Source organism: Autumnicola musiva (assembly GCF_031846585.1).
In the GTDB taxonomy this organism is placed as follows: domain Bacteria; phylum Bacteroidota; class Bacteroidia; order Flavobacteriales; family Flavobacteriaceae; genus Autumnicola; species Autumnicola musiva.
In genome coordinates, this window is the sequence record NZ_JAVRHK010000012.1 from 23,759 (window position 1) to 45,728 (window position 21,970).

General features: G+C 38.4%; 24 protein-coding genes. 13 read left to right on the forward strand and 11 right to left on the reverse strand.

Translation table 11 applies throughout. From position 1 onward, the window contains the following. Window positions 1-29: 29 nt before the first annotated feature. Window positions 30-482, reverse strand: a complete 453-nt coding sequence (locus tag RM539_RS14575) for a GNAT family N-acetyltransferase (protein ID WP_311504151.1) — start codon at window positions 480-482, stop codon at window positions 30-32. Window positions 483-523: 41 nt separating this feature from the next. Between RM539_RS14575 and RM539_RS14580 the strand changes: the two genes are divergently transcribed. Genes RM539_RS14580 through RM539_RS14590 form a run of 3 tightly spaced genes read left to right on the forward strand, consistent with a single transcriptional unit; the run spans window position 524 to window position 3,067 of the window. Next, the gene (locus RM539_RS14580; RefSeq protein ID WP_311504152.1) at window positions 524-1,075 is read left to right on the forward strand and encodes a ClpP family protease; all 552 of its coding nucleotides are present in this window, start codon (window positions 524-526) and stop codon (window positions 1,073-1,075) included. Between the two features lie 3 nt (window positions 1,076-1,078). Then, on the forward strand, window positions 1,079-1,372 hold the full coding sequence (locus tag RM539_RS14585; RefSeq protein ID WP_311504153.1) for a GNAT family N-acetyltransferase: 294 nt from the start codon (window positions 1,079-1,081) through the stop codon (window positions 1,370-1,372). Window positions 1,373-1,426: 54 nt separating this feature from the next. Continuing rightward, on the forward strand, window positions 1,427-3,067 hold the full coding sequence (locus tag RM539_RS14590) for a L,D-transpeptidase family protein (protein ID WP_311504154.1): 1,641 nt from the start codon (window positions 1,427-1,429) through the stop codon (window positions 3,065-3,067). 51 nt (window positions 3,068-3,118) lie between these two features. On the opposite strand, the gene RM539_RS14595 is transcribed toward RM539_RS14590, so the two are convergent. Then, window positions 3,119-3,874: a murein L,D-transpeptidase catalytic domain family protein gene (locus RM539_RS14595; RefSeq protein WP_311504155.1), complete on the reverse strand. Its 756-nt coding sequence runs from the start codon at window positions 3,872-3,874 to the stop codon at window positions 3,119-3,121. A 339-nt stretch (window positions 3,875-4,213) separates the two neighbouring features. Here RM539_RS14595 and gpmI point away from each other — a divergent pair, with 339 nt between their 5' ends. From gpmI to RM539_RS14625, 6 genes are all read left to right on the forward strand, one after another. Then, a complete protein-coding gene (gpmI, locus tag RM539_RS14600) occupies window positions 4,214-5,731 on the forward strand; it encodes a 2,3-bisphosphoglycerate-independent phosphoglycerate mutase (RefSeq protein WP_311504156.1) in 1,518 nt (505 codons plus the stop codon). A gap of 9 nt (window positions 5,732-5,740) precedes the next feature. After that, on the forward strand, window positions 5,741-6,292 hold the full coding sequence (locus RM539_RS14605; protein WP_311504157.1) for a TlpA family protein disulfide reductase: 552 nt from the start codon (window positions 5,741-5,743) through the stop codon (window positions 6,290-6,292). Window positions 6,293-6,336: 44 nt separating this feature from the next. Further along, window positions 6,337-6,756, forward strand: a complete 420-nt coding sequence (locus RM539_RS14610; protein WP_311504158.1) for a BT0820 family HAD-type phosphatase — start codon at window positions 6,337-6,339, stop codon at window positions 6,754-6,756. Continuing rightward, window positions 6,753-7,568, forward strand: a complete 816-nt coding sequence (gene map, locus RM539_RS14615; protein WP_311504159.1) for a type I methionyl aminopeptidase — start codon at window positions 6,753-6,755, stop codon at window positions 7,566-7,568. The genes RM539_RS14610 and map overlap by 4 nt, the downstream gene beginning before the upstream one ends. Then, entirely contained in the window at window positions 7,561-8,124 is a 564-nt protein-coding gene (locus RM539_RS14620; RefSeq protein ID WP_311504160.1) for an HNH endonuclease signature motif containing protein, read from the forward strand. Before map ends, RM539_RS14620 begins: the two co-directional genes overlap by 8 nt. Window positions 8,125-8,192: 68 nt before the next feature. After that, window positions 8,193-8,957, forward strand: coding sequence for a class I SAM-dependent methyltransferase (locus tag RM539_RS14625; RefSeq protein WP_311504161.1), 765 nt, complete (start codon window positions 8,193-8,195; stop codon window positions 8,955-8,957). On the opposite strand, the gene RM539_RS14630 is transcribed toward RM539_RS14625, so the two are convergent. The 8 genes from RM539_RS14630 to RM539_RS14665 are packed head-to-tail and all read right to left on the reverse strand — an operon-like array spanning window position 8,958 to window position 16,334. Beyond that, window positions 8,958-9,968: an FAD:protein FMN transferase gene (locus RM539_RS14630; RefSeq protein WP_311504162.1), complete on the reverse strand. Its 1,011-nt coding sequence runs from the start codon at window positions 9,966-9,968 to the stop codon at window positions 8,958-8,960. It lies immediately after the preceding gene. A 4-nt stretch (window positions 9,969-9,972) separates the two neighbouring features. Then, window positions 9,973-10,329, reverse strand: coding sequence for a DUF8840 domain-containing protein (locus RM539_RS14635; RefSeq protein WP_311504163.1), 357 nt, complete (start codon window positions 10,327-10,329; stop codon window positions 9,973-9,975). A gap of 41 nt (window positions 10,330-10,370) precedes the next feature. Next, window positions 10,371-11,657 carry an NADH:ubiquinone reductase (Na(+)-transporting) subunit F gene (nqrF, locus tag RM539_RS14640; RefSeq protein WP_311504164.1) on the reverse strand — a complete coding sequence of 429 codons (1,287 nt, stop codon included), beginning with the start codon at window positions 11,655-11,657 and terminating at the stop codon, window positions 10,371-10,373. A gap of 16 nt (window positions 11,658-11,673) precedes the next feature. Continuing rightward, a complete protein-coding gene (gene nqrE, locus RM539_RS14645) occupies window positions 11,674-12,288 on the reverse strand; it encodes an NADH:ubiquinone reductase (Na(+)-transporting) subunit E (protein WP_311504165.1) in 615 nt (204 codons plus the stop codon). 27 nt (window positions 12,289-12,315) lie between these two features. After that, window positions 12,316-13,062, reverse strand: coding sequence for an NADH:ubiquinone reductase (Na(+)-transporting) subunit D (locus RM539_RS14650; RefSeq protein ID WP_311504166.1), 747 nt, complete (start codon window positions 13,060-13,062; stop codon window positions 12,316-12,318). 2 nt (window positions 13,063-13,064) lie between these two features. Continuing rightward, window positions 13,065-13,793, reverse strand: a complete 729-nt coding sequence (gene nqrC, locus RM539_RS14655) for an NADH:ubiquinone reductase (Na(+)-transporting) subunit C (RefSeq protein ID WP_311504167.1) — start codon at window positions 13,791-13,793, stop codon at window positions 13,065-13,067. Between the two features lie 2 nt (window positions 13,794-13,795). Next, on the reverse strand, window positions 13,796-14,977 hold the full coding sequence (locus tag RM539_RS14660) for an NADH:ubiquinone reductase (Na(+)-transporting) subunit B (protein ID WP_311504168.1): 1,182 nt from the start codon (window positions 14,975-14,977) through the stop codon (window positions 13,796-13,798). A gap of 13 nt (window positions 14,978-14,990) precedes the next feature. Beyond that, window positions 14,991-16,334, reverse strand: coding sequence for a Na(+)-translocating NADH-quinone reductase subunit A (locus RM539_RS14665; protein ID WP_311504169.1), 1,344 nt, complete (start codon window positions 16,332-16,334; stop codon window positions 14,991-14,993). A gap of 169 nt (window positions 16,335-16,503) precedes the next feature. On the opposite strand from RM539_RS14665, the gene RM539_RS14670 reads away from it, so the two are divergent. From RM539_RS14670 to apaG, 3 genes are read left to right on the forward strand one after another with little or no spacing between them, the layout of a single operon-like run. Continuing rightward, window positions 16,504-17,757, forward strand: a complete 1,254-nt coding sequence (locus RM539_RS14670; RefSeq protein WP_311504170.1) for a type IX secretion system plug protein — start codon at window positions 16,504-16,506, stop codon at window positions 17,755-17,757. Between the two features lie 16 nt (window positions 17,758-17,773). Next, window positions 17,774-18,871: a DUF3667 domain-containing protein gene (locus tag RM539_RS14675; RefSeq protein ID WP_311504171.1), complete on the forward strand. Its 1,098-nt coding sequence runs from the start codon at window positions 17,774-17,776 to the stop codon at window positions 18,869-18,871. 2 nt (window positions 18,872-18,873) lie between these two features. After that, window positions 18,874-19,260, forward strand: coding sequence for a Co2+/Mg2+ efflux protein ApaG (apaG, locus tag RM539_RS14680; protein WP_311504172.1), 387 nt, complete (start codon window positions 18,874-18,876; stop codon window positions 19,258-19,260). Here the strand turns inward: apaG and RM539_RS14685 are convergent. After that, complete coding sequence (locus tag RM539_RS14685; protein WP_311504173.1) at window positions 19,257-19,970, reverse strand: NRDE family protein; 714 nt, start codon at window positions 19,968-19,970, stop codon at window positions 19,257-19,259. The two genes, apaG and RM539_RS14685, sit on opposite strands and share 4 nt — an antisense overlap. A 135-nt stretch (window positions 19,971-20,105) precedes the next feature. Between RM539_RS14685 and pruA the strand changes: the two genes are divergently transcribed. Then, window positions 20,106-21,731, forward strand: a complete 1,626-nt coding sequence (pruA, locus tag RM539_RS14690) for an L-glutamate gamma-semialdehyde dehydrogenase (protein ID WP_311504174.1) — start codon at window positions 20,106-20,108, stop codon at window positions 21,729-21,731. Window positions 21,732-21,970 lie beyond the last annotated feature (239 nt).

A 21,970-nucleotide genomic window follows, 5' to 3' on the forward strand; every position in this document is an offset into this window, starting at 1 on the left:
AGTTTAAGTTTTTCAACTTCCAAAAAAACTTATAGCTTTTTTAAAAAATGATAGCCCTTTATAATATAGCCCTCATTCATATAGAATTTATGCGAACGGTGATTTTCCACATAACTGTTTAATTCTGTGGTTTCACAACGTTTTTCTTTGGCATAACGATATATAAAATCAAACAGCCTCTTCCCTATTCCCCTGTTCTGATATTCCTCCGAAATGAATATATGATCGGGCTCACAACTGCGGCCGGCATAGCACCTTGTCATAAACCATAATCCAAATGTTCCAATTATCCTGCCTTCTGCGTAAACCCCGAAACATTCATAATTCTGCCCCAACATTTCGGCTAATCTTTGTCTCAATATTTCTCTACTGGTTTGTTCCCGGGAAAGCTTCTGAATGAATGGGATTACTTTGTCTAAATCTTCTTTTAAAATCTTGTTAAATGCCAGTTGCATAAAAGAGTTTTCTGCTAAAATAGTCATATTTTTAACCTGAACTAGATTGGAAAATTTTTATAACAGATATGAAAGATAAAACCGGTAAAATTCAGGATTTAATCGATGCAAAATTTCTTAAAGAACGTAAAGTATTTCTTTGGGGAATGGTAAACGACAAAACTGCCAAACATGTAATAGACCGTTTGATGTATCTTGACCTGGATGGAGATGAAGAAATACAATTATTGATAAACAGCCCCGGAGGTTATGTGACTGACGGATTTGCAATTTATGATACCATAAAGTCTCTTAACAGCCCTGTTTCTACTGTTTGTACAGGTCTGGCAGCATCAATGGGTTCCATTTTGCTTTCAGTTGGAACAAAAGGAAGAAGATTTATTCAGCCGCACGCAAAAGTAATGATCCACCAGCCAAGTGGTGGCGCAAGAGGCCAGGCTTCAAATATTGAAATTCAGGCCAATGAAATTCTTAAGACCAAGGAATTAAGTGCCAGAATTCTTGCCGATAATTGCGGGCAGGATTATAAGAGGGTTTTAAAGGATTTCAACCGTGATTACTGGATGGATGCTGAAGAATCTCTTGAATATGGAATTGTAGACGCAGTTCAAAAAAAATAATCTATGGAGGATATTAAACATAAAGAAAGTGAAAGCAGGGGCATGTTCTATATTGAAGGGGAAAAAGGAATAATTGCCGAGCTCACCTATCAAAAACAGGAAAATAATATTATAGTTATTGACCACACTAAGGTAGATAGGAAGAAAGAAGGCCAGGGACTGGCTACCAAACTTGTTAAAAAAACAGTGGAATTTGCACGGGAAAACAAATTGAAAATTGACCCGCTATGCCCTTTTGCAGAAGTACAATTTGAAAGGTACGAATCTTATAATGATGTAAAGGCTTCAAGATACTGAAGCCTTTTTGCTTTTTTACCCGCTGCACATCCGAAAACTATCAAATCTTTCATGATGTTCAACTCTAGAATTCCCACTTTAATTTGTTTAATATTAACTTTCTTTTCCTGTAGAAATGAACAAAAAAACCCGGGGGATGAAATCTCTTTTGAAGAAAAAAGCATTGGCGAACTAGCAGAAACCTCGGCTATTGCTGGTTTTTTTTCGGATTCTACGGAAACAAAAAAGTTAAATCTTAGAAGTACCGAAGCTGTTGCTGATTTTTACAAAACAGGAGGTTATGAGCCGGTTTGGAAAACGCATCAGTTACGGGAAGATTTATATTCGGGTATACGGGCTATTTCTGAAGAAGGACTCGAACCCGAAGATTACAACGAGGAATATTTGAGGAATTCTTTGACTAATTTATCAAGCCTGTACGGGCAGGAAAGAGTCCGACTTGAAATTCTATTAACCGATTCCTTTTATCAGCTTCTTCATGATCTCTATTACGGCAAACTCAATCCGGAAGCATTATATGAAATCTGGGATATAAAGAAAGAAGATATTGAGATTTCCATGCTTATGAAAAAGGCATTTGATAATGAGGGAATCACTGAAGTATTAAATTCAGTTAAACCGCATCACCCGGTTTATAATGGTCTCAAAAAATCCCTGGCCGAATTTAATTCCGCTTTAGCTTCAGAAGAATCAGGAGAGAAAATCACACATATTGAAGAAGGCCAAATAATAAAACCGGGAGAAGAAGATACCAGAATTCCTTCCGTAGTAAAAAGATTAAAGGAGCTGAATATTTCTGTAGATACAGATTCGGTAACATCAGCATACACACCCGCTATAGAGCAGGCAGTGAAGAATTTTCAGGAAAAATATGGTTTAGAGATAGACGGTATTGTTGGTAGCGGAACAATTAGGAATTTAAATAAAACCCGTGAAGACCGAAGAGAACAAATTCTAGCCAATCTTGAACGATGGCGATGGTTTCCCCGAGATTTTGGAAATCATTATATCATTGTGAATATTCCAAACTATCAATTAACAGTAGTACGTGAGGGCAACACAATTTCCAAACATAAAGTAATGGTAGGAGTTCAGGCTCGAAAAACTCCTGTTTTTTCTGATGAGATTGAATATGTTGTTTATAATCCTACCTGGACCATTCCACCTACCATTAAAAAAAACGATGTGATTCCTGGAGCAGCAAAGGATATTTCTTACCTCAGGAATCGCAATCTCAAAGTTTATAGTTCTTCCGGAGAAACTATAGACCCATCTTCTATAGACTGGAATTCCGGCGAGGCATTAAAGTACACTTATCGCCAGGAAGCCGGCAGTACCAACCCTTTGGGAAGGGTTAAAATAATTTACCCCAATCAATATCTTATTTACCTGCACGATACCCCCTCCAAAGCGTTATTTGAAAGAAATTCCCGGGCGCAAAGTTCTGGATGTGTGCGGGTACAGGATGCTATTGGTTTATCCAAATACCTGCTAAGCAACAGGGAACAATATTCTTCAGAGAAAATAGACAGTATCATCGCTTCGGGTAAAACAACAAAAGTAGAAGTCACCCAACCGGTTAATGTTTATCACCTTTACTGGACTGCATGGAGAGAAAATAACAAAACAAAATTCACTGAAGATATCTATAACACAGATGAAGAAATTCTAAACCTGCTTCAGAAGAACCAGTGACAAAAAAATCCCGCAATTAGAGCGGGATTTTAATAAATATCTTCTTTTAAATTATGCAGCTGTATAATTTAAATAAGCTGATTTCTGCTGATAATTTCCTGAATTCTTGTGGATGTAAACTACAGATTCTCCTTTTATGGTATTGATAAGTTTTTTGGCAAGACTATTTGGAACCGCCGGGCAACCATAGCTTCTGCCAAGCCTGCCATACTTTTTAATAAAAGCAGAAGTAGCATAATCTGCTCCATGTATAACCACATATCTTTTTCTGGCATTTGAATTAAATCCTTTTTCTTTTCCATCTATAAAAAGCGAAAGGCCGTTTTTTCCGTAGTAAGTTTCCCCGGTCACATAAAATCCGAGAGAACTCTGCAGGGAATTTACCGTATTCGAAAAGCTATTCGCAAACTCACCACCTGTGTTTTTACCGTGAGAGGTATAAGTATTGAATAGAACTTTTTGATTTTCCATATCCAATATCCACATTCTCTTTTTCTTTGAAGAAAGATCAAAATCTACAATAGTTAAAATCTTTTTAGTTACCGCTCCTTCTTTCTCAAGTTTAAAATAACCCTTCATTCCTTCTTCAAAAACTTCAGGTGCCGGCATGCTGGCATTATTTTTAATAAAGGCATCATAAGCATTAGTGACTTTTTCTTTAAAGCTTAAACCGGTACTTTTCAAAGTCTTTGAACTTACAAATTCAGACCTGGAATCTTTTACATTTTCTTTATTTAGTTCTTCTTTGCCCGTAAATGCAAAAGAAAAACATAAAACAGCTACCACAGTCAGAAATCGATACGTCATACACAGATATTTTTTAGATTAATATTTGTTAATAAATCCCAAAGGTTGTGCCAACATACAAAAAAGATTAGATAATTGTCGCCAGAGTCCATAAATCCACAAATTTTAACATTTATGGCTTAAATCCCAGGAAGTTAACACTATTCTGAAACTATGTAGTTAACGTGTTGCGGCTAAAAATATTATTCCTAAAACATCTTCTTCTGTTAAAATTTTAAAACCTATTAAGAATGAAAATATTTGAAATTAGGCTTTACTTTTAATAAAACATTATAGAAGGAGATTTAGTAGAGCGGAATTTAGTTTTTTATCTTTACATCCAAATTTGAAGATTTCAAAATGAACAAAAAGGTTTTACTCATGATTCTGGATGGCTGGGGCATAACCCAGGACCCGGAAGTATCAGCTATTGAAAAAGCAAACACACCATTTGTAGATTCTATTTTACAAAAATATCCTCACGCTGAACTCCGTACAGACGGATTAAACGTAGGCCTTCCTGAAGGCCAAATGGGTAATAGTGAAGTAGGGCACATGAATCTTGGAGCCGGCCGTATAGTTTATCAGGATCTGGTAAAAATTAACATGGCTGTAAAAAATAATTCTCTTATAGATGAACCTGTTTTACAGGAAGCATTTAACTACGCCATCAAAAACAACAAGCCGGTGCATTTTATGGGCCTTCTTAGTGACGGTGGTGTACATTCGCATATAAATCACCTGAAAGGCCTTCTAACTGCCGCGGAAGAATTTGGAGTAAAAGATAAATTTGTTCATGCATTTACTGATGGCCGGGATGTAGATCCACATTCAGGAAAGGATTTTGTTAGAGAAATTGATGAGCATCTGAAACAGACCAATGGCAAACTGGCTTCTGTTATAGGAAGATATTTTGCCATGGACCGGGATAAACGCTGGGAAAGGGTAAAAAAGGCTTATGATCTTATCACAAAAGGTGAAGGATATCATACCACCAATGCGGTAGAAGCCATGCAGCAAAGTTACGATAATGACATCAGTGATGAATTTATCGAACCTATAGTAATGACTGATGATAATGGAAATCCGGTGGCCACTCTTAAAGAAAAAGAAGTTGTTATTTTCTTTAACTTCAGGACAGACCGCGGAAGACAATTAACAGAGGCACTTACGCAGGTAGATTTTCCGCAGTATGAAATGAAAAAACTACCGCTATACTACGTTACCCTTACTAAATATGACGATAGTTTCACAAATGTGAACGTAGTGTTTAAAAAGGATAATATTAAAACCACGCTTGGCGAGGTTCTGGAATACACCGGAAAACGGCAAATACGAATTGCCGAAACCGAGAAATATCCGCATGTCACTTTTTTCTTTTCAGGCGGAAGGGAAAAGCCATTTAAAGGAGAGAGCAGGATTATGTGCAATTCTCCCAAAGTGGCAACCTATGATTTGCAACCGGAGATGAGTGCCTTTGAAATAAGAGATAAAATAATTCCGGAACTAAAGAACCAATCAGCAGATTTTGTATGCCTGAATTTTGCCAATCCCGATATGGTTGGTCATACCGGCGTTTTTGAAGCTGCGGTGAAAGCCTGTGAAACAGTGGATTCCTGCGCTAAAGATGTTGCTGAGACGGCTATGGAAAACGGGTATTCTGTTTTGGTAATTGCCGACCATGGCAACAGCGAAACCATGATTAATCCTGATGGAAGCCCAAATACTGCGCACACTACTAATCCCGTGCCCCTGGTACTTATGGATAATGATATCACTTCCATTAAAAACGGTAAACTTGGAGATATTGCACCGACTATATTAAAGCTGATGGGAATTGAAAAACCTGAATTAATGACGCAAGATTCCCTTATATAAAATTTAAACATGAATAAGTTTTTAAGCCTCTTCCTGCTTGTATTTTTAAGTTGTGGCAGCGCAGGAACAGTACATTCAAAGGGAGAAACAAGCTCTTCAACAGTGAAGAAAAGGAAACAGCAGGGAGCACTTCTTGGAGAAATTAACAGAAACGAATTAGAAAAAGAACCATATGTTTCTTGGTTTGACCAGGTGTATGAAGAATATGACCCTAATCAGGCAGCATTAGGAACCATTACAAAAAACATATCAGATTATAACATAAAGGTTTTTTTTGGTACCTGGTGTCCTGATAGCAGGCGTGAACTGCCCAAATTCGTTAAAATACTGGATAGGGCCGGATATGATTTTGATGACCTAACGCTTATTGCAGTCGACAGAAGTAAAACTACTCCGGGCAATTTAGAAGAGGGTTTGAACGTTAAAAGAGTGCCTACTATGATTTTTTATAAAGACGGACAAGAAGTCAACAGATTTGTGGAATATTCCCAGGAAAGCCTGGAAGAGGATATTGCAAAAATTGTGAGTGAAAAAGAATACCGCAATCCCTATGCTGAATAAATAAAAGATGTAATTGAAATTTGCTGAAGTAATTCTTCAAAATTATGCTTAAACCATCTTTGACAATCGCAGTGGATTTTGACGGGACACTTGTGGAAAATCAATATCCCGAAATTGGAAAATCCATGCTTTTTGCTTTTGAGGTTCTAAAAAAACTTCAGGATGAGGGACACAGATTAATCCTGTGGACCTACAGAAGTGGTGTGAAACTGGAAGATGCCGTGGATTTTTGCAGAAAAAAAGGAATAGAATTTTATGCGGTAAATCAAAGTTACCCTGAGGAAGAATTTGATAGCAGCATAAGCAGGAAAATACTGGCTGATATTTTTATTGATGACCGTAATCTTGGAGGCATGATTGGCTGGGGAGAAATCTACCAAAAGCTTACAAATGAAAAGCCTCCTGCAGCAAAACTTAAAAGAAAGAATTCCGGCCTTCTTGACCGGCTGAAAAACAAATTATGATAATACCCAAAACACGAGAAGAGATAGAAATTATGAGAGAAAGTGCTCTTATTGTTTCCAAAACTCTTGGCGTTTTAGCTCCGGAAATAAAACCAGGGGTCACCACCCTGCAGCTTGATAAAATTGCTGAAGAATATATTCGTGATCATGGTGCACAACCCGGATTTCTGGGTCTGTACGATTTCCCCAATTCTTTATGCATGAGCCCAAATGCACAGGTGGTACATGGCATTCCCAATGATAAGCCCATGGAAGAAGGCGATATAATTTCTATTGATTGCGGCGCGCTTAAGAATGGCTTTTATGGGGATCACGCCTACACATTTGAAGTAGGAGAAGTGGACCCGGAAACCCGAAAATTACTCCAGGTTACTAAAGAATCTCTTTACGAAGGAATAAGAGAATTCAGAATAGGAAACCGGGTTGGTGATGTTGCTTATGCCATTCAAAAGTATACAGAACAACAAGGCTACGGAGTTGTTAGGGAACTTGTAGGTCATGGTCTAGGAAGAAAAATGCATGAAGATCCTGATATGCCCAATTATGGTAAAAGAGGACGCGGTAAAAAATTTGTAGAAGGAATGGTGGTAGCTATTGAACCCATGATTAATCTTGGAACCAAAAGAATAAAGCAATTATCTGACGGCTGGACTATATTAACAGCCGATGACCAACCCAGCGCACATTTTGAACATAATGTAGCTCTGGTAGATGGAAGACCTGAATTGCTTTCTACATTTAAATATATCTATGAAGCTTTGGGTATTAAAAGCACAGAAGAAGAAGAATTTAGAGCTGAAATTTATGATTAAGGATTATCGCCAGGAAGTTTGGAAAAAACTTCATAAAGAAGAATGGCAGGACAGGTTTGTATATAAAGTTTCCAATTATGGCAGGGTCATCAGTTACCTCAAAAATCCTGAAGGAGATTTGATGAAAGGCGGTAAAGTAGGAGGATATCTGAATTTTGCCGTAAGACTGAAAAACGGGAAGAGCAAAACCTATTATGTACACCGTATTGTGGCAGAGTTATTTCTGAAAAAGAAAGATGGTGATAAATATGTGATCCACAAGAATTTCGAAAAAGACGACAATAAAGTATCCAATTTGGCCTGGGCTACCAAAGAAGAATGGGTTGAGCACCAATATCACAGTCCCAGTGTAAAGGAGAACAAGCATAAGAGAAAACTCAGGAAAGTAGTTTCTTATTCAAAATTATCCTATGCTCAGGCCGTTATCCTTAAAAAGAAATTACTGGACCCTAATCGCAAAACCAGGATTAAAGTACTGGCAAAGCAATTTGGAGTTTCAGAAATGCAGCTGTACCGTATCAAATCTGGAGAAAACTGGGGAGATATTGAAGTTTAATCTTAGGACTTTTTTAGAAAATAGCAATTATAATTGCCGGTTTGGCAGAGAGCAGTATTTTTGTTTGAATGAAAGGCCTCTTTAAAATTGTTCTCAACCGCATCCCGCGGCCATTACTTATCCGGCTAAGTTATGTGGCACGTCCCCTTCTTAAATTAGCCCTGAGGGGAAACCGGTATACCGATCCTGTAGACGGAAAGAGCTTTTCTAAATTTTTGCCCTATGGTTATGAAAAGCAAAGAGAGAATGTACTTTCGCCTTCTACCCTTTCTCTTGAACGCCACCGCCTGTTATGGCTTTACCTGCAGCGGGAAACAGGCTTTTTTACTGAAGAACTGCAAGTTTTACATTTTGCCCCGGAACAGGCATTTTATAAGCGATTCCGAAAATTATCAAATATTGATTACACCACTACCGACCTCAATTCCCCTTTGGCCGACGTGAAAGCTGATATCTGTAATTTGCCATTTCAGGATAATAGCTATGATTTTATTCTCTGCAATCATGTATTGGAGCATATTCCTGACGACATTAGGGCCATGCAGGAAATATTCCGCATTCTGAAACCTGGCGGAACAGCGATTCTTCAAATTCCGCAGGATTTAAAACGAAAAGAAACCTTTGAAGACGATTCTATTACCGACCCTAAAAAACGAGCCCAAATTTTTGGCCAGTATGACCACGTTAGAATCTACGGAAGAGATTATTTTGACAAACTTAGAAGCATTGGCTTTAAAGTGGAAGAAGTAGATTACACAGCTAAGTTATCTTCCGCAGAAATTGACAAATATCGCCTGGTGAAAGGAGAAATTATTCCTGTTTGTCGAAAATAGCTATTTCTGAAGATATTTTTTAAAACCTTCCGAAGTAAAAACCTGCAGTTCATTCCCTCCGCCTGCATAAATAAGATAAACCTCTACTCCTTCTATTCTTTGCAACATCTCCTTTGACTTTTCAAGGCCCAACGCCATGAAAGCAGTGGCATAACCATCGGCCAGGGTACAATTTTCAGCAAGCACAGAAGCGCTTAACAAATTGCTTTGCTGTGCTTTTCCGGTTAAAGGATTAATAGTATGCACATAGGCTTCCCCTGTAAGGGAATCGGTGCGGAATTTCCTATAATTTCCTGAAGTTGCCAAAGCACTGTTTTCCAAAGACATTACGGTTTGAAAGGTACGCTCCCCTTCCTCCTGCCGCGGGTCATCTATAGCCACTTTCCAGGAAGAATCATTATCAGTATTTTTACCTTTCGCCACTAATTCACCCCCAAGTTCAATAAGGTAATTATCTACTCCTCGATTATCAAACCACCTTGCAATAACATCTATGGCATAGCCTTTTGCAATAGCATTAAAATCAAGATAAATCCCGGGAACTTCCTTTTCAACTCTATCATCTTCTGTCAAACTTAGTTTATTAAAGCCTATATAAGTCATCAGGGAATCTATTTGACGGGCGTCTGGCTGCTCATAGTTAACTTCAGGACCAAATCCATAAGCATTTACTAAAAGTCCCACGGTGGGATCAAAATACCCCCCGCTTTCTTTATAAATTTTATCTGAATATTTAAAAACTTCCATAAAATTACTATCCACCTGTATACCGGTATTTCCATTATTAATCCTGGAAATATCTGAATCTTCCTGGTAAGTACTCATGGAAGTATTAATTACCCTGAAGATGGAATCAAGGCCTTCAGCAACGGGCAGCTCTTTTTCAGCAAAAAAGGTGATATGGTAAGTGGTGCCCAGGGCATCCCCTGCAGCAGTATATTTTTCTGCCTCACCTTCTGAACAGGACAGAAACATAAATATCACAAATAGCCCCGGTAAACATTTTTTCATAAAGTTAAATTTCCTGCCAGCCATTATAGTTTACGACGTAGTCCTCTTCATTAGTAATAGGATTTTCATAATCTGAAGAATTAGCCAGGCCTACCCCCGCATAGAATGTACGGGCATTAAATTTAAGCGCATGCTCCTTCATGTTTTCCATAAAAGCCTTATCAAAAGTCCTGGGATTCTCCGGGTAGGTTATGGCACGGACTATTACAAAATGTAGCTTTTTATTTTTAAGCGCAACAAACTGGGGATTCCTTTTCAATTTGCTGTTCACTCCAAGGAACTCATAGCCATTATCCTCAAGATCTTTTCCCACAATGTTCATCGCAAGGTTATGTAACTCCTGTTTATCTAATTTTGCCATATCCAAAGATAAAAAAATCCCGCCGAAGCGGGATTTAAATTTTAACCTCCAAAGTCATCAAATCTTATATTCTCCGGCGGAACTCCAAAATCTTCGGCCATTTTCTGAACAGCCTTGTTCATTAATGGCGGACCACAGAAATAAACTTCTATTTCTTCCGGTTCTTCGTGCTGACTCAGATAATTATCAATTACAACCTGGTGGATAAAGCCTTCAAATCCATCTCCATCATCATCAAGGCTTTTCTTAACTTTCCAATTATCTTCTTCCATAGGTTCTGAAAGCGCAAGATAAAACTTGAAATTAGGGAAATCCCTTTCTAAAGCTCTAAAGTGCTCTACGTAAAACAATTCCCGTTTGGAACGTCCACCATACCAATAAGTTACTTTTCTGCCGGTTTGCAAAGTTCTGAACAAGTGGTAAAGATGAGAACGCATTGGCGCCATTCCGGCCCCACCACCAACGTAAAGCATTTCTGATTCACTTTCGTTGATAAAGAATTCACCATAAGGACCTGAAATGGTTACTTTATCACCTTTCTTTCTTGAGAAGATATAAGAAGAAGCAATACCAGGATTTACACCCATCCAGTCATTTTTAGCACGATCCCATGGCGGAGTCGCTACACGAACATTTAGCATAATTTCTCTACCTTCAGCAGGATAAGAAGCCATTGAATAAGCTCTTTCCACCGTTTCGGTATTCTTCATTACAAGAGGCCATAGTCCAAATTTATCCCATTCGTCCTTAAACTTGTTTGGATCGTCATGCTCTTCAGGGTGAGCGGTAATATCCATATCTTCAAATTTCACTTCACTTTTTGGAATTTCAATCTGAATATACCCACCGGCTTTATAATCCATATCTTCAGGAATCTCTACCACAAATTCCTTTATAAAAGATGCCACGTTGTAGTTCCTTACCACGGTAGCTTCCCATTTTTTAATTCCGAAAACTTCTTCCGGAATTTGAATTTTCATGTTTTCTTTCACCTTTACCTGGCAACCAAGTCTCCAGCCATCGGCAATCTCTTTTCGTGTAAAATGCGGCTCTTCAGTAGGAAGAATAGCGCCTCCGCCTTCTTTGACAATACATTTACACTGTATACAGGTTCCACCCCCACCACAGGCAGAAGGAAGAAACAATTTATTATCTCCAAGAGTAGAAAGCAAAGTTCCACCTGACCCTACTTCAATATCTTTTTCGTTATTTACATTAATACTAACCGGCCCTGAAGGAATCAGTTTTGCCTTGGCACCCAGTAAAATGGAAACCAACAATAAGATTAATACTAAGAATACAACTACACTCGCTATTATAACTGTCATAGTCCCTGTTTTGTGATTATAATTTAATTCCCATAAAGCTCATAAACCCAAGGGCCATTAAGCCGGTAATAATAAAGGTGATCCCAAGACCTTTTAAAGGTGCAGGAACATTTGAATAGGCCATTTTCTCCCGAATTGCAGAAATTGCCAGGATAGCAAGAAACCATCCAATTCCACTTCCAAAGCCGTAAGTAAGTGCTTCCCCCACCATGCTAAAATCTTTTTGCTGCATAAACAACGCACCACCAAGAATGGCACAGTTTACTGCAATTAGAGGAAGGAAAATACCTAAAGACCCGTATAACGCAGGGGCAAACTTTTCTACTACCATTTCAACAAGTTGTACCATAGATGCGATAACCGCAATAAACATGATTAAACTAAGAAAGCTGAGGTCTACAGAAGCATATTCCGGACCTAACCAGGTTAAAGCTCCCGCACTTAAAAGATAGTTATCAAGTAAATAGTTTACCGGTACGGTAATGGTAAGTACAAAAATTACCGCCGCTCCAAGTCCAACAGCTGTTTTTACCGTTTTTGATACTGCCAGGTAGGAACACATCCCAAGGAAGTAGGCAAAAATCATATTTTCGATGAAAATACTTCTTACAAATAAGTTTACTAATTCCATTTCTAAATTTTTTAAGCTGTTGCGCTATTAATTTTCTTCAATCAGTTTACGGTTTCTTGAACGCTGCACCCAAATAATTAGCCCAACTACAATGAGGGCCATTGGAGACAACAACATTAAACCGTTATTCTCATATCCCATCGAATATAAACCTGTTGATTCTGCCGCAGTAGTTCCCTGATGACCTAAAATTTCATATCCAAAAAGTTTTCCGGATCCTAACAATTCCCTGAAAAATGCCACGATAATAAGGATTAATCCGTATCCTGCTGCGTTTCCTATTCCATCTAAAAAAGATTTATACACTCCGTTGCCAAGGGCAAACGCCTCCAGACGTCCCATCACAATACAATTGGTGATAATAAGACCAATAAATACCGATAGCTGCTTGCTAACATCGTAAGCATAAGCTTTCAAAATCTGGTCTACAAGGGCCACAAGGGCTGCTACCACTACAAGCTGTACAATAATCCTGATACGGCTGGGGATTAGATTACGTAACATTGAAACTATAATGTTACTACCGGCCATTACTGCCATTACCGCTATTGCCATAACTACTGCCGGTTCCAGCTGTACCGTGATCGCCAGAGCAGAGCAAATACCCAAAACCTGAACGGTTATAGGGTTATCGTCATCTAACGGATCTGTCAGTAATTTTCTGTTATTTTTTGAAAAGAAACTTTCTTTTTCTTCAGAATCTGATAGAAATAAGATCATTTCTTTCTTTTTAGCTTCTTTTTCTTCAGAAGTAAGGTTTTTATCTTTATCCATAATTATTCTGTAAGTTTCATATCTGTTTGTTCCTGAAAATAAGGTATATAATGCCTTAATCTCTCTGAAATCATAGTAGAGACTCCATCTCCGGTAATAGTTGCGCCGGAAATAGCGTCTACTTCATGATCTGTGGAAGCGCCTCCTTTAACAACAGAAACCCCTTCCAGTTTTCCAGTTTCATCAAAAATTTTCTTTCCAACAAAACTCTCTCTAAACCAGGCTTTGGTGATTTGAGCACCTAATCCAGGTGTTTCCCCAAGGTGATCAAACGTAGCCCCTTTAATACTATTTATATCATCTTCCAGGGAAATGTATCCAAAGATTGCGTTCCATAATCCGTTTCCTCTAAGAGGAATAATATAATATTCCTCCCCTTCATAATTGGCTACATACAACGGGTATATTTGCTCAGAATCTTCCATTTTTATTTCCTTCGCAAGATCCACTGCAAAAGCATCTACATCTTCGGCAATTGAACCATCTTCCCTAATTGCAATTTCCTCGGTAATGTATTGATCATATAGAGCCTGTGCCCCCGGCCTGTCAGTTTCTATACCTATAGTATTAAGGATGCTCTGCATTTTTTCCTGCCGTACATTTTCATACTGTCTTGGTTGTAACGAGGTGGCTGTAAAAGCAAGTACAGAGGCCACAACCAAAACCATAATGATCGCAAACATGAAGGTGTAACCATTACTGTTTGTCTTATTTACTGATTTTTCTTCCATAACTAAACTGCTGTTTCTACTTGAGCATTAGTAGTGTTAACTCTTTTCTTTCTTCGCTTAATGTTAGACTGAATCACATAATGATCTATCGTTGGTGCGAAAACGTTCATTAACAGGATACCCAACATCACTCCTTCAGGATATGCAGGGTTAAACACCCTTATCATAATTGAAAGGAAACCAATAAGGAATCCGTAGATCCATTTTCCTTTGAGGGTTTGAGACCCGGAAACAGGATCGGTTGCCATAAATACAATACCAAAAGCAAGCCCTCCTACAATTAAATGAAGGTACCATGGGAAGTTAGTAAGTTCATTCCCCTCAAGACCCATTGCCGGCAAAGCATTAAATATTAAACCCATTACCGCAGCTCCTATAAAGGCGCTAAGCATGATCCTCCAGCTTCCTACTTTAGCAATCACAAGTAATAATGCCCCTATTAGGATACATAATGTAGAGGTTTCGGCAATTGAACCGGGAATTACTCCGGAAAACATATTCATTGCAGAGTATTGCACATCATTCCCTGCAGCAAGTGTACCAAGAATAGTTTCACCTGAAACACCATCTACTTCCCATGCGTTGCTAACCCAAACCTGGTTACCAGACATATACGTAGGGTATGCAAAGAATGCAAAAGCCCTCGCGGTAAGTGCGGGATTTAAAATATTCATTCCCGTACCTCCAAAAGCTTCTTTTCCTATTAATACTGCAAATACTACAGATAATGCCACCATCCATAATGGAATACCTACAGGCATTATCATAGGAATCAGCAATCCTGTTACTAAATATCCTTCATTCACTTCATGTCCTCTGAAAACTGCAAAAGCAAATTCAATCCCCAAACCTACGGCATAAGATACCACAATCATCGGAAGAATCTTTAAGGCACCGTGACCAATGGCATCCCAGAAGGTAAAAGGCTCATCAAGCTGAACCAGATACTGATAGCCGGTATTCCACATTCCGAATATTAATGCCGGAACAAGCGCGAGCACCACTGTAATCATAATCCTTTTCAGGTCTACCGCATCCCTAATATGAGATCCCTTTTGGGTGGTATGGTTAGGGGTAAAAAGAAAAGTGTCCAGGGCATTGATTGCCGGGGCAAATTTTTCATATTTCTCACCCTTTGCAAATGGTTGTTTAATTTTGTCTAATCTCTGTCTAATCCATTCCATAGTTAAACTTCTTTTATCCTACTTCAGTAATCATTAAATCCAAACCTAAACGTATTACTTCCTGAATTTCTATTTTAGAAGTATTCACGTATTCTACGAGTGCAAAATCTTCCGGGGCAACTTCGTAAATTCCCAGATTTTCCATTTTTTCAATATTACCGGCCAGACAGGCTTTAATAAGTTGCATAGGAAAAATGTCCATGGGCATTACTTCCTCCATTTCTCCTGTGACAACCAGCGCCCGCTCTTCTCCATTTAAGTTTGTAGTAGGCCTGAATTTCTTGTTTGGAAACATCCACGATAAAGAAGTACGGGAATTGGAATGAATATTATTATAGGTAAATGGCAGCCAGCCGAACATTCGATAATTATTCCCCTCCGGAATAAGAGTCACTTCATTATCAAAAAAACCAATATACTGGTGATTTGACAATTTTTGACCGGTTAGTACATTTCCTGAAATAATCCTTACCGCATCTGTCTGCTCCCCGATTAAATCTGTAACATTTCCACCAATTTTAGACTTATAATATTTGCGATTCTTAGCTTCGCTTCCGGTAATTGCTACCGTACGATCTGCCATAAATTTCCCGGTAAGAAAAACATTACCAATAATTGTAAGATCTTCAGCAGCTACAGTCCATACACGATCTCCCATATTTAGAGGATCGATATTATGTATTTGAACCCCAACATTTCCCGCGGGATGAGGGCCGGTTACATGATGCAATTCTACACCCTGAATACCTTCAAGCACTTTGGCAGAACTATCATCTACACAAAGGTGAACCTGCCCTTTAGTAAGTTTTCTTAAGGCATTTATACCTTCCTGGAAAGCAGCCACCTTATCCTTCAGCACAAAACCTGCCTCCGGAGCAAGAGGAGCTGTGGTAACCGCAGAAACAAAAATAGATTTTGGAGAATCTTTTGGATCGGCAATTATATCATACGGCCTTTGATTAATAAAGGCGCCACAACCACTTTCAAGGAGGCGCTCCCTTATAGCTTCCGGGCTTGATGCCGAAGCATCCATTTTCCCAAAATCTTTATAAGTATCTTCAGGATCGGCCTCTATTATAACTTCCATGATCATACGCTTTGCACCTCGCTTAATTTCCTTAAGCGTTCCACTTACGGGGCTGGTAAAACGTACTTCACCGGTATATTTAGAGAAAAAGATTTCATCTCCAGCAAGAAGCTTAGCTCCTTCTTTTACAACCATTTTTGGTACAACTGTGTGAAAATCCGGCGGCTTTATAGCGTAGGTTTTAGATCGTGGAGCTTCTGCAAGTTCCTTTTCCGCCTCTCCTTCTAATTTTAGAGATAGTCCTCTTTTAATTCGAATGTCTTTTGACATAGGATGGAGTGTATGTTAAAAAAAGTTTATTTTAAAGTCGTGCAAATTTAAGTATTTTAACCTCACTTTTCATAACAAATAGGAGATTTTTACTACACACAATTGTTAAAATGAAGGAGCAGAAAAGCGTCTTCAGTTTTTATATCATATTTGTTTATATTTTTGAAAAATGAAATATTTTCATCTTCTTTATTTTATAATCTTTTTCACCTCTTTTACCCGCGGGCAGGCAGAAGTTGAAATCCTGCCTCCCAATTACATCCGCAGTATTCAGCTTAACAGCAGCGATGTTTCACCGGGAGGCAATCCCATTATGCTGCTTGGAGAGGATCTGAGACTTTCTTTTGACGATATAATAGGAGACGAAGCCGATTATTATTATACTATTCAGCATTATAATTATGACTGGAGCCCTTCCCGTTTATCTAAAGCAGAGTACCTTATTGGCTTTGACGATATTCGCATCTTTAATTATAAAAATTCCCTTAATACGCTACAACCCTATTCTCATTATGAACTTGAAATCCCGAACAGTGACACCGGTGGTTTTAAAGTAAGCGGGAATTATATGATCAAAATCTTCAATGCTGAAAGGGAATTAGTATTCTCGCGAAAGTTCATTATTTATGAGCCTGTTGCCAGGGTGGGCGCTAATGTCCGCAGGTCCAGGGACATTAACTTCATTAACGAAAAGCAGGTTTTGAATTTCAGCATTACTTCATCTGAATTACTCCTTAAAAATCCTGATGAAAATGTAAAAGTACTCCTTCTGCAAAACCATAATTTAAAAACAGCCATAAAGGGAATAAAACCACAATATACCATAGGCAATGAACTTATTTACAAATATGATACCCCTACCGCGTTCTGGGGTGGCAATGAGTACATCCAATTTGACAGTAAAGATTTAAGGGCAACCACAGCAGACATTAGTTCTATTGCACTGGAAGAGCTGTATCACCATTTTTTATTCACAGATTTTTTAAGAGCCGATGAACCATATACCTACAACCCCGACATTAACGGCGGTTTTTTAATAAGAACACTTTCCGGCATTAATCCCCTTATTGAAGCCGAATATATTTGGGTACATTTCCAACTGAAAAATCCCCGGCCGCTCAATGAAGGAGAACTTCATATCTACGGAAAATTCAATAACTTCGTTCTGGACGAGACTACAAAGCTAAGTTTTAATGAAGGCACAGGGCTTTTTGAAGGGGTGCGATTATTTAAGCAGGGATTTTATAATTATAAGTATGTATGGCTCCATGAAGATGGTACGTTGAACGAGGGCTTTATAAGCGGCAATTTTGTTGAAACTGAAAATAATTATCAGGTAGTGGTTTATTACAGAACGCCCGGCGCCCGCTACGACCGGGTGATTGGGCTGGGTACCGCAAGTTCGCTAAATATCTCTAATTGAAACCATTTTTGTCAACATGAAAATCAAGAGATCTCTCCTCAGGTACAGAGGTACAAAGTGCCTTAACTGCGACCATCCATTAAGCATCAGTGACCGATTTTGTCCTCGCTGCGGACAAATGAACAGCACAAAAAAATTAAGTTTTGAAGATTTCTTTTCAGAATTTTTCTCCGGAATTTTCGCCTACGATTCCCGTTTCCAGCGTACATTAAAGGCTCTTTTATTTCAGCCGGGGAAAATTTCCAAAGATTATATCCGGGGGAGAAGGATGCATTACGCAAATCCGTTTCGGTTTTACTTAAGTGCTTCCATTATATTTTTCCTTATTATGAGCTTTTCCAGCTCCTGGGATGAAGTGGATTTTGGCTCCAACCAGGCCGAATTCCGGGAAGAATTATCCCGCATACCTAAAGACAGCCTTACCCAGATTAATGATAATATTAACAGAATTCCCGGGCTAATGCAGGAAGAGTTACGGGTAGATTCTTTGGTGCTGTCGGCAGCACGGGAAAATTCTTATGCAGATGTCTATATTCCCGAAGAAGACCTGGATACTATGAAATTCTGGAACAGGAATGGTGAAAAACTTAATATCTTTTCTGAATTCCACAAAGAAACAGGCATTGTAAGTGCCGGGATAGCAATGGACAGCCTCCGGTATACTGCAAGCACCTATAACGAATGGTTATACAAAAAAGCAGTAAACTCTAACAGGATAATAGAGAATCCATCAATTTTTGTAAACTATTTTATCAATAAACTTCCATTTATTATCTTTTTCTACCTGCCGGTTTTTGCACTTTTCATCTGGCTGCTATATATAAGAAGGCCTTATAATTATATGGAACATTTAATTTTCGCGTTCCATGTACAAACCACTTTTTTTGTAGTTTTTTCATTAGCGATTGGATTCGACTTTTTAATTTCAGGTAATTGGGGAGCAAGGATAGCAATTATTGTTTTTATAATTTACCTTTATAAAGCGCTTAGAAAATTTTACAATCAGGGGCGTGTTAAAACGTTTCTAAAATTTATAATACTAAGCCTAATATTCTCTATTTTAGCCGTAATTGCAGCTGTAATTTCAGCACTTGCATCTTTTGCAATATTTTAAATATGACACAACAGGTAACACGAGGAATAAAGATTTCTGTTGAAACGTACTTTGAAGGAGTTTACTTCAAAGAGTACCAGATTCGCTTTGCTTTTGGTTACCGAATTACTATTGAAAATCAGAGCACCGACGCGGTTCAGCTTACTTCGCGCTTCTGGAAAATTAAAGATGCATTAAATAAAACTGAAATTGTAAAAGGAGAAGGAGTAATAGGTGAAAAGCCTATTTTACAACCGGGCGAAACACACTCCTACCAGAGTGGATGCCTGCTCAACTCTCCTTTTGGAGCCATGAAGGGCCACTACAATATGGACAATTTTACTTCAGCTAAAAAATTCAGGGTGAGGATCCCCAGCTTTAAGTTAAGTGCACCTTTCGCCCTCAACTAAAGCCGCAGGATATTTTCAGACACTGTAGCGTTAGCAAGTTCTTTGTACCAGAATCTTACCCCGGATTTTGTTTTCTCAATTTGAGATATACTTTGGGTTTTTAGAAAACCACGATCCATTATAAGGTCAATATTTTTATCGCCCACTCCGGCGGAATGATGAAATTGAAGTAAAGTTCCTGCATCCGGTTCGTTCCCGATCTTAAGATCATCAAACCACTGCCTGCGTTTCGCTTGCATTTCTTCTGAATATAAAGGAGAAGAGGACCAAATATGACCGGTTAAAGGCAGCTCCTTTAAATACCGTTTTTCACCATCCCATACAAATTCCAGGAAGTGTAATTCCTGTTGCCAGTCGGCTATAACCATAGTAAATGGTTCAATATCATAAAGTTCATAGTTTCCGGTCACCTCTCCAATCTCTTCAGCAGCCAGAAAATCTTTCACCACCACTCCCCTGCTTTTCCTGTAAGACTTTTTCCGCTTGTGATTTTTAAAGCCTCCATTTAAAAGTGAAATAACTCTTTTCATTTCACTAACTCCAATCCACGTCCCCCCGGCTATTTTATCTTTTGGAAAATATAGCTGCACTCCATTATATTCTTCCCACAAGGGAGGAAGGTTTTCTCTATCGGTAACTTCATCGCGGTTGGAAGTTAATATAAAGCCATTCTTTATTTCTGGCAGAGCAACAAGGCTAAGTGTACACATAAAATTATGTCAAATCTTATAAAGATATAAAAAAAGTTAAGCTTTCGTGAATACTCCCATTCTGAATCTGAAAACCGCTTAATTTTTTTATATTTAGCCACTAAGTATCAAACGCTAAAAAAATCATATAATATTATGGGAAAAGGATTTTTTCACGTTCCTGTTGCATCAAACGAACCAGTAAAATCGTATGCACCAGGTTCCCCTGAAAGAGAAGAAGTATTAAAGACTTATAAAGAATTATATAATTCCAAAGTTGAGGTGCCTTTATATATAGGTTCCGAAGAAATCAAAACAGGTGATACTGCCACCATGCATCCACCGCATGACCACAAGCATGATCTTGGGGTCTATCACAAAGCAGATAAAGGTAATATAGAAAAGGCTATTGAAGAGTCTTTAAAAGCCCGTGAAAAATGGGCGAACCTGGAATGGGAACAAAGAGCAGCGGTTTTTCTTAAAGCTGCCGACCTTATTGCAGGTCCTTACCGTGCAAAAATGAATGCGGCTACCATGATTGGGCAATCCAAAAATATATATCAGGCTGAAATTGACTCTGCCTGCGAAATTTGTGATTTCCTACGTTTTAATGTAGAATATATGTCACAAATATATGACGATCAGCCGGAATCTTCTGAAGGAAACTGGAATCGCATTGAATACCGCCCACTTGAAGGCTTTGTATATGCGGTAACACCTTTTAATTTTACAGCTATTGCCGGTAATCTTCCTTCAAGTGCTGCATTAATGGGCAATGTTGCTATATGGAAGCCAAGTGACAGCCAGGTTTATTCTGCTCAGGTGATAATGGAAGTATTTAAGGAAGCCGGAGTGCCGGATGGAGTTATCAATATGGTGATGGGAGATCCTAAAATGATCACCGATGTTGTTCTGGACAGCCCCGACTTTGCAGGTATTCATTATACCGGTAGTACTACAGTATTTAAAAATATCTGGGCTCAGATTGGGAATAACATTAACAACTATAAGTCTTATCCAAGAATAGTTGGAGAAACCGGTGGTAAAGATTTTATCGCTGTACACCCAACTTCTAATGCAAAACAGGTAGCGACCTCAATTTCGCGGGGAGCATTTGAATACCAGGGACAAAAATGTAGTGCAGCTTCAAGGGTTTATCTTCCAAAGAGCTTGTGGCCTGAAATTAAAGATTTTGTTATTGAAGATTTAAAATCTTTTAAAATGGGCTCTCCTGAAGATATGTCCAACTTTATCAACGCGGTTATTCACGAAGCTTCTTTTGATAAAATTGCTAAATTTATAGATCAGGCGAAAGAAGATAGTGATGCAGAGATTATTGTAGGGGGAGGTTATGATAAATCTAAAGGATACTTCGTAGAACCTACGGTTATTGCAACTACCAACCCTACCTACGAAACAATGTGTACAGAAATCTTTGGACCTGTAGTTACCATTTATGTTTATGAAGACGAAAAATGGGAAGAAACCCTGGATCTGGTAGATCAAAATATGTATGGTTTAACCGGAGCAATATTTTCCGGAGATCGTTATGAGGCTGCTAAAGCTACAAAACGACTTCAGAATTCTGCAGGTAATTTTTATATAAATGATAAGCCTACAGGAGCCGTAGTTGGCCAGCAACCATTTGGTGGTGCAAGAGCCAGCGGTACAAATGATAAGGCAGGATCTAAATTAAATCTTATGAGATGGATATCTCCAAGATTGATAAAGGAAACTTTTGTTCCCGCAACAGATTACAGATATCCTTTTATGGGAGAATAAATGATTCTTCAAATTGTTTTCAAAAAAGCCGCGTTTCTGCGGCTTTTTTATTTAGTATTATTCTTATCATTTCATTTCGTCTGACAATCCTATAAAATATTGATTTCTTTTTCTTACATAATTATTTTTACAGCTCTTCCCTATCATGCTTATAAGTAAGCCCTGGTGGCTGAAATGTATTTAATCTTATTTTTAATACATTTTAACGATTTTATGTGTAGTTTTACAGATGTAAAAAT

What these genes read in the sequence shown, in the direction of transcription:
- RM539_RS14660 (WP_311504168.1), bottom strand. Translation starts at nt 14,977, where the DNA reads ATGGAATGGATTAGACAGAGATTAGACAAAATTAAACAACCATTTGCA.
- RM539_RS14580 (WP_311504152.1), top strand. Translation starts at nt 524, where the DNA reads ATGAAAGATAAAACCGGTAAAATTCAGGATTTAATCGATGCAAAATTT.
- RM539_RS14625 (WP_311504161.1), top strand. Translation starts at nt 8,193, where the DNA reads ATGAAAGGCCTCTTTAAAATTGTTCTCAACCGCATCCCGCGGCCATTA.
- RM539_RS14610 (WP_311504158.1), top strand. Translation starts at nt 6,337, where the DNA reads ATGCTTAAACCATCTTTGACAATCGCAGTGGATTTTGACGGGACACTT.
- pruA (WP_311504174.1), top strand. Translation starts at nt 20,106, where the DNA reads ATGGGAAAAGGATTTTTTCACGTTCCTGTTGCATCAAACGAACCAGTA.
- RM539_RS14650 (WP_311504166.1), bottom strand. Translation starts at nt 13,062, where the DNA reads ATGGATAAAGATAAAAACCTTACTTCTGAAGAAAAAGAAGCTAAAAAG.
- nqrC (WP_311504167.1), bottom strand. Translation starts at nt 13,793, where the DNA reads ATGGAAGAAAAATCAGTAAATAAGACAAACAGTAATGGTTACACCTTC.
- apaG (WP_311504172.1), top strand. Translation starts at nt 18,874, where the DNA reads ATGACACAACAGGTAACACGAGGAATAAAGATTTCTGTTGAAACGTAC.
- RM539_RS14635 (WP_311504163.1), bottom strand. Translation starts at nt 10,329, where the DNA reads ATGGCAAAATTAGATAAACAGGAGTTACATAACCTTGCGATGAACATT.
- RM539_RS14620 (WP_311504160.1), top strand. Translation starts at nt 7,561, where the DNA reads ATGATTAAGGATTATCGCCAGGAAGTTTGGAAAAAACTTCATAAAGAA.
- nqrE (WP_311504165.1), bottom strand. Translation starts at nt 12,288, where the DNA reads ATGGAATTAGTAAACTTATTTGTAAGAAGTATTTTCATCGAAAATATG.
- RM539_RS14670 (WP_311504170.1), top strand. Translation starts at nt 16,504, where the DNA reads ATGAAATATTTTCATCTTCTTTATTTTATAATCTTTTTCACCTCTTTT.
- RM539_RS14585 (WP_311504153.1), top strand. Translation starts at nt 1,079, where the DNA reads ATGGAGGATATTAAACATAAAGAAAGTGAAAGCAGGGGCATGTTCTAT.
- RM539_RS14675 (WP_311504171.1), top strand. Translation starts at nt 17,774, where the DNA reads ATGAAAATCAAGAGATCTCTCCTCAGGTACAGAGGTACAAAGTGCCTT.
- RM539_RS14605 (WP_311504157.1), top strand. Translation starts at nt 5,741, where the DNA reads ATGAATAAGTTTTTAAGCCTCTTCCTGCTTGTATTTTTAAGTTGTGGC.
- RM539_RS14575 (WP_311504151.1), bottom strand. Translation starts at nt 482, where the DNA reads ATGACTATTTTAGCAGAAAACTCTTTTATGCAACTGGCATTTAACAAG.
- RM539_RS14685 (WP_311504173.1), bottom strand. Translation starts at nt 19,970, where the DNA reads ATGTGTACACTTAGCCTTGTTGCTCTGCCAGAAATAAAGAATGGCTTT.
- RM539_RS14630 (WP_311504162.1), bottom strand. Translation starts at nt 9,968, where the DNA reads ATGAAAAAATGTTTACCGGGGCTATTTGTGATATTTATGTTTCTGTCC.
- RM539_RS14665 (WP_311504169.1), bottom strand. Translation starts at nt 16,334, where the DNA reads ATGTCAAAAGACATTCGAATTAAAAGAGGACTATCTCTAAAATTAGAA.
- RM539_RS14590 (WP_311504154.1), top strand. Translation starts at nt 1,427, where the DNA reads ATGTTCAACTCTAGAATTCCCACTTTAATTTGTTTAATATTAACTTTC.
- RM539_RS14595 (WP_311504155.1), bottom strand. Translation starts at nt 3,874, where the DNA reads ATGACGTATCGATTTCTGACTGTGGTAGCTGTTTTATGTTTTTCTTTT.
- gpmI (WP_311504156.1), top strand. Translation starts at nt 4,214, where the DNA reads ATGAACAAAAAGGTTTTACTCATGATTCTGGATGGCTGGGGCATAACC.
- map (WP_311504159.1), top strand. Translation starts at nt 6,753, where the DNA reads ATGATAATACCCAAAACACGAGAAGAGATAGAAATTATGAGAGAAAGT.
- nqrF (WP_311504164.1), bottom strand. Translation starts at nt 11,657, where the DNA reads ATGACAGTTATAATAGCGAGTGTAGTTGTATTCTTAGTATTAATCTTA.